Annotated in this window: 13 protein-coding genes; 11 read left to right on the top strand and 2 right to left on the bottom strand. The window is 65.8% G+C overall.

The window, feature by feature from the left end; genetic code table 11:
* Positions 1 to 251: 251 nt before the first annotated feature.
* A complete protein-coding gene (locus tag DNX69_RS08350; protein WP_110785552.1) occupies positions 252 to 1,073 on the top strand; it encodes a tetratricopeptide repeat protein in 822 nt (273 codons plus the stop codon).
* A gap of 87 nt (positions 1,074 to 1,160) precedes the next feature.
* Here DNX69_RS08350 and xth read toward each other — a convergent pair whose 3' ends face one another.
* Positions 1,161 to 1,952, bottom strand: a complete 792-nt coding sequence (gene xth, locus DNX69_RS08345; RefSeq protein WP_110785551.1) for an exodeoxyribonuclease III — start codon at positions 1,950 to 1,952, stop codon at positions 1,161 to 1,163.
* 182 nt (positions 1,953 to 2,134) lie between these two features.
* On the opposite strand from xth, the gene DNX69_RS08340 reads away from it, so the two are divergent.
* The 3 genes from DNX69_RS08340 to DNX69_RS08330 all read left to right on the top strand — a co-directional run bounded on the left by DNX69_RS08340 (position 2,135) and on the right by DNX69_RS08330 (position 4,487).
* Positions 2,135 to 2,470: a helix-turn-helix domain-containing protein gene (locus tag DNX69_RS08340; RefSeq protein WP_234826898.1), complete on the top strand. Its 336-nt coding sequence runs from the start codon at positions 2,135 to 2,137 to the stop codon at positions 2,468 to 2,470.
* 163 nt (positions 2,471 to 2,633) lie between these two features.
* Positions 2,634 to 3,596, top strand: coding sequence for a hypothetical protein (locus tag DNX69_RS08335; RefSeq protein WP_110785549.1), 963 nt, complete (start codon positions 2,634 to 2,636; stop codon positions 3,594 to 3,596).
* A 129-nt stretch (positions 3,597 to 3,725) separates the two neighbouring features.
* Positions 3,726 to 4,487, top strand: coding sequence for a hypothetical protein (locus tag DNX69_RS08330; protein WP_110785548.1), 762 nt, complete (start codon positions 3,726 to 3,728; stop codon positions 4,485 to 4,487).
* Here DNX69_RS08330 and erpA read toward each other — a convergent pair whose 3' ends face one another.
* Positions 4,488 to 4,820, bottom strand: coding sequence for an iron-sulfur cluster insertion protein ErpA (gene erpA / locus DNX69_RS08325; RefSeq protein WP_110785547.1), 333 nt, complete (start codon positions 4,818 to 4,820; stop codon positions 4,488 to 4,490).
* A 106-nt stretch (positions 4,821 to 4,926) separates the two neighbouring features.
* Between erpA and DNX69_RS08320 the strand changes: the two genes are divergently transcribed.
* The 7 genes from DNX69_RS08320 (at position 4,927) to DNX69_RS08290 (ending at position 13,283) form a co-directional block, all read left to right on the top strand.
* Positions 4,927 to 6,141 carry a deoxyguanosinetriphosphate triphosphohydrolase gene (locus DNX69_RS08320; protein ID WP_110785546.1) on the top strand — a complete coding sequence of 405 codons (1,215 nt, stop codon included), beginning with the start codon at positions 4,927 to 4,929 and terminating at the stop codon, positions 6,139 to 6,141.
* Positions 6,142 to 6,192: 51 nt separating this feature from the next.
* Positions 6,193 to 7,986 (top strand): arginine--tRNA ligase, encoded by a 1,794-nt coding sequence (argS, locus tag DNX69_RS08315; protein WP_110785545.1) that lies wholly within the window; start codon positions 6,193 to 6,195, stop codon positions 7,984 to 7,986.
* A gap of 102 nt (positions 7,987 to 8,088) precedes the next feature.
* Positions 8,089 to 9,759 (top strand): SPOR domain-containing protein, encoded by a 1,671-nt coding sequence (locus DNX69_RS08310; protein ID WP_110785544.1) that lies wholly within the window; start codon positions 8,089 to 8,091, stop codon positions 9,757 to 9,759.
* Between the two features lie 47 nt (positions 9,760 to 9,806).
* Positions 9,807 to 10,832: a beta-N-acetylhexosaminidase gene (nagZ, locus tag DNX69_RS08305; protein WP_110785543.1), complete on the top strand. Its 1,026-nt coding sequence runs from the start codon at positions 9,807 to 9,809 to the stop codon at positions 10,830 to 10,832.
* Positions 10,829 to 11,659: a segregation and condensation protein A gene (locus DNX69_RS08300; RefSeq protein ID WP_110785542.1), complete on the top strand. Its 831-nt coding sequence runs from the start codon at positions 10,829 to 10,831 to the stop codon at positions 11,657 to 11,659. The genes nagZ and DNX69_RS08300 overlap by 4 nt, the downstream gene beginning before the upstream one ends.
* Before the next feature lie 20 nt (positions 11,660 to 11,679).
* Complete coding sequence (gene scpB / locus DNX69_RS08295) at positions 11,680 to 12,900, top strand: SMC-Scp complex subunit ScpB (RefSeq protein ID WP_110785541.1); 1,221 nt, start codon at positions 11,680 to 11,682, stop codon at positions 12,898 to 12,900.
* Positions 12,901 to 13,046: 146 nt separating this feature from the next.
* Entirely contained in the window at positions 13,047 to 13,283 is a 237-nt protein-coding gene (locus tag DNX69_RS08290) for a twin-arginine translocase TatA/TatE family subunit (RefSeq protein WP_110785540.1), read from the top strand.

Raw genomic sequence — 13,283 nt, 5'->3', positions numbered from 1 at the left:
GCGGCGCGATGGTGAGGTTGCCCAGCTCCCGGCGACGATCTTGCGCAATCATGGCCAACCAAGGTGCGATCACCTGACCGTCGAACAGCCGACGGCCGGTCGCGGCCGTGACGGAAATTTGACCGCCGCAGCGTCGGCCACTGACCCGTCCGAAACGGGTGTGGCCGCGACAGAGGAGAGGGCGGGAGTGTGTTGGATGGACAGCCGGCGGGTCGTTACGACCGGACCGGGGGTGACCCGCGAGATGTGCGATGCGGAATTTTAAGCGTAGCGTTTTTGCCGCGTTGCTGATCGGCGCCGGAGCGAGCGCCGTCCCGGCGGCTGCGTTCGAAGGTACCCCGGTTCGCCCGGAGGACACCGCGATCCCGGTCGCCAGCAACCAGCCGGCAACCGCGCCGGCACTGAAGAAGGCGCTGCCGGCGGCGCCGTCGACTACCTCGCTCACCGCGCTGCAATACGCCGCCGAGGGTGGCCATCCGATCGCGCAATGGCGGCTCGGCCGGATGTATGCCGACGGCAACGGTGTCGTTCAGGACGATCTGCGCGCGTTCGACTATTTCAGCAAGATCGCCAACGCCCACGCCGAGGACAGCCCGTCGGCGCCGCAGGCCGCGATTGTCGCCAACGCCTTTGTGGCGCTCGGCCGCTACTATCTCGACGGCATCCCGAACTCGAAAATCAAGCGCGATCCGGAGCGGGCCCGCGAGATGCTGTCCTACGCCGCCTCGTATTTCGGCAATGCCGATGCGCAGTACGATCTGGCGCGACTGTATATCGACGGCATCGGCGTGCCGCGTGACTTCCGCTATGGCGCGCGCTGGCTCGGCCTCGCCGCCCAGAAGGGCCAGCATCAGGCCCAGGCGATGCTCGGCCAGCTGCTGTTCAACGGCGACAAGCTGCCCCGCCAGGCCGCCCGCGGCCTGATGTGGCTGACGCTGGCGCGCGACGCCGCGACGCCGGAAGAGGCTTGGATCAAGGACAGCTACAACCGGGCGGTCGCCAAGGCCTCCGACGACGACCGGGTGATGGCGCTGCAGATGCTCGAGCACTGGGTCCAGGGCCGGCGAGACTGAGGTCATCACCGCTTGCGCGGTCGTCGTCGCCTTTCGAGGGCGCTGCGTGCCACCTCAGGTGACGGCACTCAGTTGTTCAAATTGGGCTTACGCCGTTTCCAGATCGAGATCCGCCCACACCGGGACGTGGTCGGACGGCTTCTCCCAATTTCGCACATAACTGTCGATGCCGACGTGGCGGAGCCGGTCGGCGGCCTGCGGCGACAGCAGCAGGTGATCGATGCGAATGCCCCAATTCTTCTGCCAGGCGCCGGCCTGATAGTCCCAGAAAGTGTATTGGCCGGGCGCGTCGGTGGTGGCGCGCAGCGCGTCGGTAAGGCCGAGGCCGAGCAGGGTCTGGAAGCTCTCGCGGGTTTCGGGACGGAACAGCGCATCCTCGGTCCAGGCCGCCGGATTGTGGACGTCGACCGGCTGCGGGATGACGTTGAAATCGCCGGCCAGAATCAGCGGCTCCTCAGTCTTCAGCCGTTGCTGGGCATAGTCGCGCAGCCGCGCCATCCAGCTCAGCTTGTACGGGTACTTCTCGGTGCCGACCGGATTGCCGTTCGGCAGATACAGGCAGGCGACGCGGACCACGCCGTGTTTCAGCGACACCACGCCTTCGAGAAACCGGGCGTGCACGTCGCTCTCGTCACCGGCGAGACCCGGATTGGCTTCTTCGAGCGGATGTTTCGACAGCAGCGCCACGCCGTTGAAGGTCTTTTGGCCGTGGGTGACGACGTTGTAGCCGAGCGCCTCGATCGGCTCGCGCGGAAACGCCTCGTCGACGCATTTAATCTCCTGAAGGCAGACCACGTCGGGCTGGCAGTCCTGCAGCCAGGTCAGGAGATGATCCAGCCGCTGCCGGACCGAGTTGACGTTCCAGGTGGCAATCCGCATCGCACCGTCCGTTGCCCGGGTGATTTGCGCTGCGGCAGATCGTGCCGAGCCGCGCTGTGATAAAGCAATCACTGTCGGACGCAAAGCCGGGGGGCGTCAGGTTCGGCCGGCCCACGGGCGGCGTCCGCCGCAGCGCGAGCGTCTGAAGGCGGAGCGTCGGCATGTCGAGTCGCGGATCCCGGATGATCGAGGCGATGCAGCTCCGGGGCATGACCAAGCAGCATGCCTTGGCGCATGCGATGGGCGTCAACGAGAGCACGATCACCCGCTGGAAAAACAACGGGCCGATCTCGGTCGAGCACGCCGTGCTGCTCTGCAATACGCTCGATGTCTCGCTCGACTGGTTTCTGGCAGGTCGCGGCCGGATCGACGGCCATAAGCTGACGGCGCCGGCCGATTCGGTCGATTCGTCGCTGCTGAACTGCGTCCGTCAGGCGGAAACGCGGATGTCCGAGCGTTCCAAAACGCTGCTGGTCGCCTTCATTGCCTCGTTAAACCCCGAGGTCTCCAGCCTCTGAGGTTTGTTCGATTGCCAGGCGCGCAAGCGGACCGAGCGAAGCTTGCCTGTTATGCAACTATAAGTTGTATTTAAACTCGTGGGTGAGGCTACAGTTGCACAACCTTCGGTTGTATTTGATTCCGGAGGTGCAACCAGAGCCCGCAATCCCGCAGGAGACCATCATGGCCACGACGATCACGATCAACGTCACCAACAAGAGCACCACGCTCCAGAACTTCTTCTTCTTCCAGCAGCCGGCGCAGTATTCCGGCGGCGCCCAGGTCTACACCAACAGCCTCTACAGTCAGGCGCTGCTGCCCTACGACCAGTCCGGTGCGGTGCTGAGCTTCTCGATGGTGCTTCAGTACTATGCGGGCGTCCAGCAGCAGGTGGCGCCGCCGCAAGTCGGTCAGCCGTCCGGGCAGCTCGCCGCGAGCCAGCCGATCGATCTGACCCCGGCCGCCGGCGGTCAGCCGACCAACAACACCACCACCATGACGGTCTCGCCGTCGCTGGGCCTGTCGGTGCCGGTCTCGACGTCGGGACCGCAGTCCGGCTCGTTCCGGATCATCACACCGGTGTTCAATCCGGTCCTGACGGCCTACAACGCCGGTTCGGCGGTGCAGACGCTGGCCGGCGGCGTCACGCTGTCGAACTTCGTCTCCGCTCAGCCGAACTCCAATCTCGACTGTCAGCCGATCATCAAGTTCTACGTCCAGACTGGTACCTACACCGCCGGAACAGTGATGAACTTCACCTCGTCGTCGCAGGGATCTGCGATCTGCGACGCGACCCCCGGCTACACCACCTTCAACGTCACCTACAATGTCGACGGCACCTGGACGGTGAAGAACATGGTCTCGACGATGCTGGCGGACGGCAGCCGTGGTCTGGTCGAGAAGTCGGTGTACACGACCGGGCTGATCGGCTCGGCGGCGTCACGAGCCGAAATCCTCAACGAGGCCGGCACCGCCGTCGTCTCCACCGGTAACGCGGCCAACTTCCTGAAGCCGATCACCGTGACCAATCTCAGCGCGCCGGGCAATATCGCAGTGACGCGCGAGTATCAGGTCGGCCCCACCGGCGGGCCGTACCAGGGCGTGATGTGCACCAACCTTGCCGGCACCACCGCGGTGTTCGATTAGTAACTGCCGCGCCGCCGACGCAATGAAAGTTTGCTTCGACGGCGGAGCAGCGACTGCGGCCGGAGGCCTCGACGGCTTCCGGCCGTTGGCGTTACTTGGCGTGGCGGACGGAGCAATGGCGCTGACACGATGACCACCGTCACCATCAATCTGCAGAACAACAGCAACTCGCTGCAGAATTTCTGCTTCTTCCAGCAGCCGGCGCAGTATTCGAGCGGCGGTCAGGTGTATGCCAGCAGCCTGTTGGGGCAGCCGCTGCTGCCCTATGCGGCCTCCGGCGCGATCTTGAGCTTCATGATCACGCTGCAGACCTACGCGGGAGTGCAGCAGCAGATTGCTCCGCCGCAACCGGGACAACCGGTCGGGCAGGCGGGGGCGATCCGCGCGATCGAGCCGACGCCGGCGGGAGGCACGCCGATAGGTAACACCACGACGATGACGGTGACACCGGCGCTCGGCCTGTCACCGACGACGGTCACGGCCGGGTTGAAGACCGGCGCATTCCGGATCGCCACGGCGTCGTTCAACCCGACTCTGGTCGCCTATAATGCCGGTGTCGCGATGCAGACGCTCGCTGGCGGGATTTTGCTGTCGAATTTTGTGACGGCGCCGCCGAACGTTGCGTTGGACTGCACGCCGTCGCTCAAGTTTTACGTGCAGATCGGGAGCTATATCGCGGGTACCGCAATCGATTTTCTCACGATGTCGACCACCGCCGCGCTCTGCGACGCGACCCAGGGCTTCACTGCCTTCAATGTCAGTTACAACATCGACGGGACCTGGACGATCAAGAGCATGGTCAGCACCAAGACCAGCACTGGCGAGGTGAAGCTGATCGTCGTTTCCGAATTCACCACCGCGCCGGCGCCAAAGGCGCCGCTATACGGCTGATCAGATCGAGAAGCTAGTGCCGCAGCCGCAGGATGCGGTGGCGTTCGGGTTGTTGACCCGGAACGAGGCGCCGATCAGGTCGTCGACGAAGTCGACTTCCGATCCGGCCAGGAACGGCACCGAAGCGGAATCGACCAGCACCACCGCGCCCTCTCTGGCGATCACCAGATCGTCGTCGGTCTTGGTGCGGTCGACATCGAATTTGTACTGGAAGCCCGAGCAGCCGCCGCCTTCGACGCTGATCCGCAGCATCGCGCCTTGGCCTTCGCCCTTGAGGATTTCGCCGATCCGGCGCGCCGCGCGTTCGCTGATGGTGACGCTCGATTCCGTCATCTCGCCGCTCCGTGTCGACGGGCATGGCCCGTCATTGGATTTCTTTGCCAACAATAGTTAAGTGCGCCGCACCGCAGAATCAAACGCTGAAGGACGAGTCGCACGCGTGTCGGTCGGAATGGCAGCTCCCCGTGCAGCCTTTGGCTGCGATCCGGACCACAGCCGCGGCCGGCAATTCCATGAGCCGCCGAGCCGGACGCGCAGCGCGTTTCGCCGCGATTGCGACCGCGTCATCCATTCCAACGCGTTCCGCCGGCTGAAGCACAAGACCCAGGTTTTCGTCTTCCACGAGGGCGACCATTACCGCACCCGACTGACCCACAGCCTGGAAGTGGCGCAGATCGCCCGCGCGCTGGCCCGCCAGCTCGGGCTCGACGAAGATCTCACCGAGACGCTGGCGTTGGCGCACGATCTCGGCCACCCGCCGTTCGGGCATGCCGGCGAGCGGGCGCTCGACGCCTGCCTGAAAGAAGCTGGCGGCTTCGATCACAATGCCCAGACGCTGCGGGTGCTGACTGCACTGGAACACCGCTATCCCGAGTTCGACGGCCTCAACCTGACCTGGGAGACGCTGGAAGGCGTGGTCAAGCACAACGGCCCGCTGACCGACCGTGCCGGCGCGCCGCTAAAGCGCTATGCCGAGCACGGCGTGCCGCGCGGCATCACCGAGTTCAACCAGCGGTTCGACCTGCAGCTGTGGAGCTTCGCGTCGCTCGAGGCCCAGGTGGCGGCGATCGCCGACGACATCGCCTACAATGCCCACGACATTGACGATGGCCTGCGCGCCGGGCTGTTCGGGATCGACGATCTTGTCGAGGTGCCGCTGGTGGCCCGGATCATCGCCGCGATCGATAAGCGCTTTCCGAGCCTCGACGACGGGCGGCGCGGTGCCGAACTGGTGCGCGAGCTGATCTCGCATTTCATCGGCGCAGTCGCGGCCGAGGCAGAACGCCGGATCGGCGAGGCGAGGCCGGGATCGGCCGACGATGTCCGCCGCGCTGAGCGGGCGCTGGTGACATTTCCGGTCGACACCGCCAAAGCCGAAGCCGAGATCAAGGCCTTCCTGTGGACCCGGATGTACCGCGCCGAGCGGGTGATGAAGGTGATGCGCGACGCCGAGGCGATCGTCGCCGAGCTGTTTCAGCGCTATTGCGATCATCCGGAGGACCTGCCGCCGGATTGGCTGCCCGCCAATGGGCCGGTCGCCGAATGCGAAGCCGACAGGCTGCTGCGGATTCGCAATTTCATCGCCGGGATGACCGACCGCTACGCGCTCGCCGAACATCAGCGGCTTTTTGACTCGACCCCAGATTTGCGTTAGGCGGCGCCCGGACCGGCCCGAAACGGTCGCTCCCATTTTCCCTTGTCAGATATGGCCGAGCTCCCGATGTCCACGCATCTTTTCGCCCGTCTCCTGTCGCGCGTGCACGCGGTGTGCGCGGCGCTGATCGAAGAGGGCGCGCTGCCCGCCGGGATCGACCTGTCGCGCATCGTGGTCGAGCCGCCGAAGGACGCCTCCCACGGCGACATGGCGACCAACGCCGCGATGGTGCTGGCCAAGGACGCCAAGGCCAAGCCGCGCGATCTGGCCGGGAAGATCGCCGACAAGCTGCGTGCCGAGGAGCTGATCGATCAGGTGGCGATCGCTGGCCCCGGTTTCATCAATCTGACGCTGAAGCCGGCGGTGTGGGCGGAGGCGCTGCGCGCCGTGCTCGACGCCGGACCGAAATACGGCCGCAGCACCATCGGCGGCGGCGAAAAGATCAATGTCGAGTACGTTTCGGCCAATCCGACCGGGCCGATGCATGTCGGCCACTGCCGCGGTGCGGTGTTCGGCGATGCACTGGCCAATCTGCTCGACACCGCCGGCTACGCCGTCACCCGCGAGTACTACATCAACGACGCCGGTGCTCAGGTCGACGTGCTCGCCCGCTCGGCGTTCCTGCGCTACCGCGAGGCGCTTGGCGAAGACATCGGCGCGATCCCGGAGGGGCTTTATCCCGGCGACTACCTTGTCCCGGTCGGGGAGGCGCTCGCCGCCGAGCACGGCCACGCGCTGAACCAGAAGCCCGAGAGCGATTGGCTGCCAATCGTCCGCGCCAAGGCGATTGCGATGATGATGGAGGCGATCAAGGGCGACCTCGCTGCGCTCGCCATCACCCATGAGGTGTTCTTCTCCGAGCGTTCATTGATCGAGGGCGGCCGCAACCGCGTCGCCGACACCATCGATTTCCTGCGCGCCAAGGGTGACGTGTATCAGGGACGACTGCCGCCGCCGAAGGGCGCACCGGTCGAGGACTACGAGGACCGCGAGCAGACCCTGTTCCGTGCCACCGCCTATGGCGACGACGTCGACCGGCCCCTGCTGAAGTCGGACGGCTCCTACACCTACTTCGCATCCGACATTGCCTACCACAAGGTCAAGTTCGACGCCGGCTTCGCCAACATGGTCGACGTCTGGGGCGCCGATCACGGCGGCTATATCAAGCGGATGCAGGCCGCGATCCAGGCGGTGACGGCTGGCAAGGGCGCGCTCGACGTCAAGATCGTTCAGCTCGTCCGGCTGCTGCGCAATGGCGAGCCGGTGAAGATGTCGAAGCGGGCCGGCGACTTCGTCACGTTGCGTGAAGTGGTCGACGAGGTCGGTTCCGACGCCGTCCGTTTCATGATGCTGTTCCGCAAGAACGACGCCGTGCTCGATTTCGACCTCGCCAAGGTCATCGAGCAGTCGAAAGACAATCCGGTGTTCTACGTGCAGTACGGGCACGCGCGCGGCCATTCGATCTTCCGCAACGCGCGCGAGGTCGTTCCGGATCTGCCGGAGGATTCTCAGGAGCGGGCGGCGATGCTGCGGCAGGCGCCGCTGGAGCGACTGAACGATCCGGCCGAGCTCGAACTATTGAAGCTTCTGGCGCTGTACCCGCGCATCGTCGAGGCCGCTGCGCAGGCCCACGAGCCGCACCGAATTGCGTTTTATCTCAATGAGCTCGCGAGCGAATTTCATGCGCTTTGGACGCATGGCCGCGATTTGCCTCATTTACGCTTCATTATCAATAATGATGCAGAGATTACCCGAGCGCGCTTGGCGATGGTCCAAGCCGTCGTCTCGGTTTTGGCCTCGGGGCTCGCCATTCTCGGCGTCACTGCGCCGGACGAGATGCGATAGGGGATCGGCCGTCAGATGGGGATCTGGAGCGGCTTGTGAAAGCGGCCGTGACGTCTGCGAGGGCGCCTTTGGCTGCTTTCCCGAATGGGACGCGACATCACAATGACGGATCGATATCAGAGTCGACCTTTTCCGACGGAAGACGATGACAGCCTTCCGACCTCCCGCTATCCGCAGAAGCCGGAGAACGATCCGCTCGCCGAGCTCGCTCGTCTGATCGGTCAGACCGACCCGTTCGGTCAGTCTGCTGCACGCACCGAGTCGGCGCCGCCGATCGCACCGCAGACCCGCGCTACCGATTTCCGGGGTGGTGATTTCCGTGCCAGCCGCGCTGTGCCGCCCGCCGACGACGAGTTGTCGGCGCCGCCGATGCCGTCCTGGATGCAGCATCGCCAGCCGTCGCGCGCGCCAGAGCCGCCGCGGGCTCCCGAACCGGTCCTGCCGCCGGAGCCCGACTTCAGCCGGCCACCGTCCTTCATCAGCGCTGCGACTCCGCCGCGGCGTGCCGATCTCACCAGCTACGAGCGGGCTCCGGCGATGCAGTCGCCGGTGGAGCCGCGCTCGCTCGACATGCGTTCGTTCGATCCTGAGCCGATCGCGCCGCGGGCTCCCGAGCCGCGATTCGATCCGATTCCGGTCGAACAACAGCGTCAGCTCGATCTGGTGCAGCCGGACCGCGTCGCTTACGAGCCGCAATACGATCCTCTTCCGGCTACCAGTGGCCAGACGTCGCTCGAACCCGGGCGCTACGACGAGACGCTCTATGGTGAGCTTCCGGCAGATCCGGCGCCGATCGGCGGCTATCAGGATCCGGGGTACGGTTATGGCGACGGCTATGACGAGATGGCCGATAGCCAGCCGCTGAAGCCGCGCCGCCATACCATGACCACCGTGGCGGCGATTCTGGCGTTGGCCGTGGTCGGCACCGGCGGGGCGCTGGCCTATCGCACCTTCGCCGGCGCGACGCGCAGCGGCGAGCCGCCCGTGATCAAGGCCGACACCACCCCGACCAAGATTCCGGGACCGTCGAGCGACAATGCCGGCAAGCCGATCCAGGATCGTCTCGCGTCCGGAAACGGCGTCGAGGCGCTGGTGTCGCGCGAAGAGCAGCCGGCCGCCGATCCGTCGCGGATGCCGGGCTCAGGTCCGCGGGTGGTGTTGCCCCAGCTCAATCAAAATCCAAACCCGCCGACCGTCGCCAGCGTCGCGCCCGGCACCAAGCCGAACCTGACACCGCCGCCGAACAACGGCACTCTGGCTGGCGACGAGCCGCGCAGGATCAAGACCTTCAGCATCCGGCCGGATCAGGCCGATCAGTCCGCTCAGACGGCTGGCGGCACGGCTGCTGCGCGGCAGGCCAGCCGCACCGCACCGCCGCCGGCGCGGACGCCGGCACGCAATGTCGAGGATGCCAATGCCTCGGCCGGTGCCGCACCCTTGTCGCTTTCGCCCGGAGCGGGAGAGAGTCCGGCGCCACGCGCCCAGCGCGTCGCTTCACTGCCGGCCGCCGAACCAGTGACCTCGGGCGGTTACGTCGTGCAGGTGTCCTCGCAGCGCAGCGAGGCCGACGCCAAGTCGTCGTACCGGATGCTGCAGGGCAAGTTCTCTTCGGTGCTCGGCTCGCAACCACACATGATCAAGAAGGTCGATCTCGGCAGCAAGGGCGTCTACTACCGCGCCATGGTCGGCCCGTTCGCTTCGGCCGAACAGGCGCAGCAGGTCTGCGGGAACCTAAAAAGTGCCGGCGGACAGTGCTTCGTCCAGAGGAATTAACGGCGGTTTCCTTGACCCTGGAGGCGCGCGCGGGCTAAGCGCGCTGTATGTCACCGCGCGCCTTCATTTCCGGCCTGGCCGGGCTCAGCCTCAGCGACGACGAACGCGGATTTTTCCACGAATCTCGCCCTTGGGGCTTTATTTTATTCAAGCGCAATGTCGACAATCCGGCGCAAGTCAAGGCGCTGGTTGAGGAATTGCGCGCGTCCGTCGATTCTCCAGACGCCCCGGTACTGATCGATCAGGAAGGCGGGCGGGTGCAGCGGCTGGGGCCGCCGCATTGGCCGGCCTATCCGCCCGGCGCGGTGTTCTCATCGCTCTACGATATCGATACGGAGGCCGGGCTGACCGCGGCGCGGCTCAGCGCCCGGCTGATCGCCGATGATCTTGCTGCGCTGGGGATTACGGTCGACTGCTTGCCGCTCGCCGACGTGCCGGTTGCCGGCGCCGATGCGGTCATTGGCGACCGGGCCTACGGCACCTCACCGGACAAGGTCGCGGCGATCGCCCGCGCCGTCACCGAGGGCCTGGCGCAGGGCGGCGTGCTGCCGGTGCTCAAGCATATTCCCGGTCACGGCCGCGCCACCGCCGACAGCCATCATCGGCTGCCGACCGTCGATACCGCGCCGGAGGAACTGGACCGCACCGACTTCGCCGCGTTCCGGCCGCTGGCCGACCTGCCGATGGCGATGACTGCACATGTTGTGTTTAGCGCGCTCGACGCCGCCCAACCCGCGACCACTTCTGCGACAATCATCGACCGGGTGATTCGCGAATCGATCGGGTTCCAAGGATTGCTGATGAGCGACGACGTTTCGATGAACGCGCTGGCCGGTAACATCACCGAACGCACCCGTGCGATCGTTGCGGCGGGCTGCGACGTCGTCCTGCATTGCAACGGCAAGCTGGACGAGATGCGGCAGGTGGCGGCGGAGACGCCGGAGCTTCAGGGCAGGGCGCTGACACGCGCCGAGGCGGCGCTGGCCGCCCGCCGCGCCCCGCAGCCGTTCGACCGCGCCGCGGCGTGGGCCGAACTCGAAACCTTGATCGGCCGCGCAAGGGTGGGCGCATGACCGCTGAAATTCTGCAATTCGAAACCGGCCGGCCCGTCGAACAGGTCGAGCAGGACGAGGCGCTCGTGATCGACGTCGAGGGCTATGAAGGCCCGCTCGATCTGTTGCTCACGCTGGCGCGGCAGCAGAAGGTCGATCTGCACAAGATCTCGATTCTGGCGCTCGCCGATCAGTATCTGCTGTTCATCGACGAAGCGCGGAAGATCCGGCTCGAACTCGCCGCCGACTATCTGGTGATGGCGGCGTGGCTCGCCTTTCTGAAATCGCGCCTGCTGCTGCCGGAGCCGCCGGCCCAGGAAGGACCGAGCGCCGAAGACATGGCCAATGCGCTGGCCAACCGGCTGCGCAAGCTCGAGGCGATCCGCGAGGCGGCGAACCGGCTGATGACGCGGCCCCAGCTCAATCGCGACATCTTCCCGCGCGGTCAGGTCGAAGAGATCGCCGAGATCAAGCATCCAAAATTCACAGCGACGCTGTACGACCTGCTCAGTGCCTACGCGTCGCAGCGGCAGTCGCGCGTGCTCACCACGGTGCATCTTGCCAAGCGCACGGTGTGGTCGCTGAGCGAGGCGCGCGCGTCGCTGGAGCGGCTGGTCGGGCTCGCCGAGGACTGGAGCCGGCTCGACGAATACCTGCTGCGCTACATGCCAGATCCGACCCAGCGCGCCACGGTGCTGGCGTCGAGCTTCGCCGCCGCGCTCGAACTGGTGCGCGAAGGCGAAGTCGAGCTGCACCAGTCCGCGCCGCTGGCACCTTTGTATTTTCGTAAGCGTCCGCCGTCTCCAGCGATGGAAGCGGCAGCCTTACCGGATGCTCCGGTCGGGTAGTGGAAGAAGGAGACCGAGCCATGGCAAGTCTGGCGGAGAAGCGCATCGTGGAGTTCGAACAGCCGGTCGAACATCTCGCTGATGACAGCGCCGAACAGCAGCCGCAGTCCCGGCCCGAGGAGCTGCGCCTGCTCGAAGCCCTGCTGTTCGCGTCCCCTGAACCGCTCGACCAGGCGGCGCTCGCCAAGCGGATGCCCGAAGGCGTCGACGTCAAGGTCGCGCTGAAGCAGCTGCAGGAGGACTATGCTGGTCGTGGCGTGAATCTTGTCCGAGTCGCCAACAAATGGTCGTTCCGCACCGCCGGCGATCTTGCCTGGCTGATGACCCGCGAGTCGACCGAGACCCGTAAGCTGTCGCGCGCCGCGATCGAGATGCTGGCGATCATCGCCTATCACCAGCCGATCACCCGCGTTGAGATCGAAGAGATCCGCGGCGTGGCGACCTCGAAGGGCACGCTCGACGTGCTGCTGGAAACCGGCTGGATCAAGCCGCGCGGCCGTCGCAAGACGCCGGGCCGGCCGCTGACCTTCGGCACCACCGAAGCGTTCCTGTCGCAGTTCAGCCTGGAGTCTCTGACCGACCTGCCGGGGCTCGAAGAGCTCAAGGGCACCGGCCTGCTCGACACCCGTCTGCCGACCGGCTTCAGCGTGCCGACCCCGTCGGACGATCCGGAGCTGCGCGAGGACGAAGATCCGCTGGAGCCCGGCGATCTCGATCTGGCGCTGGCGCCGCAAGCCGACCCCGAGGATCTGGAAGGCAATGCCGAGGAGGCCTCCTCGTCTGAGACCGCCGGGGCCAGAGTGGTTGCCGAGACGGGTGACGCGGAGCTTGAAACCGCGGAGACGGCCGAACTCGAGACCGCAGCCCTCGAGGCGGGCATCGTCGAAACGGCGGATGAGATGGCCGAGGCCGAGACCGGCTTCGCCGACACCGAACAGGCTGATGCCAGCGCAGACGACGAGGCCGGACAGGTCGGTGATGTCGAGCTGGAGGCGGAGGACGCCGAGGTCGACGAGATCGCCGCGGAGGATGATGTCGCCATCGAGATCGAAACCGCGGAAGCGGAACTGGTCGAGGCGGATCTAGCCGCGGAGACGGTGGCCGAGAGCGAAGAGGCTGCGATGGGCGAGGCCGAGACTGATCTCGACGCCGATGCTGCGGAAATCGATACCGCCGAATCGGACGACGCCGAGGACGAGTCCGGTCGTGACGCGCCGGATGAGGATGATCGTCATCAGTGAGCCGGCGCTGAGCTTGGCAAGGAACCGACGCGGCGGCGATCAACTCACCGTTGCGACAGCTTAAATCCTTGTTTCGGGCGGCTCTTTCACCTAGCTTCCAAAGTGAGTAGGGCTGGTGCGCCGGTCGAGTTTCGGGAGAATGCAGGATGGGTTCACTCAGTATCTGGCACTGGATCGTCGTTATCGCGGTCGTCCTGCTGCTGTTTGGTCGTGGCAAGATTTCCGACCTGATGGGCGACGTCGCCCAGGGCATCAAGTCCTTCAAGAAGGGCTTGCAGGACGATGAAAAGACAGCCGAAAGCTCCGAGCCGGTGAAGTCGATCGACCATACCTCCACGCCCGGCGCGACCAACCGCACCGACGTCGGCAGCAAGGCGGTCTGA

This window comes from Rhodopseudomonas palustris, from assembly GCF_003226555.1.
GTDB lineage: Bacteria > Pseudomonadota > Alphaproteobacteria > Rhizobiales > Xanthobacteraceae > Rhodopseudomonas > Rhodopseudomonas palustris_I.
The sequence above is the reverse complement of the archived record's forward strand: the minus strand, read 5'-3'. Positions and strand labels throughout refer to the sequence as shown.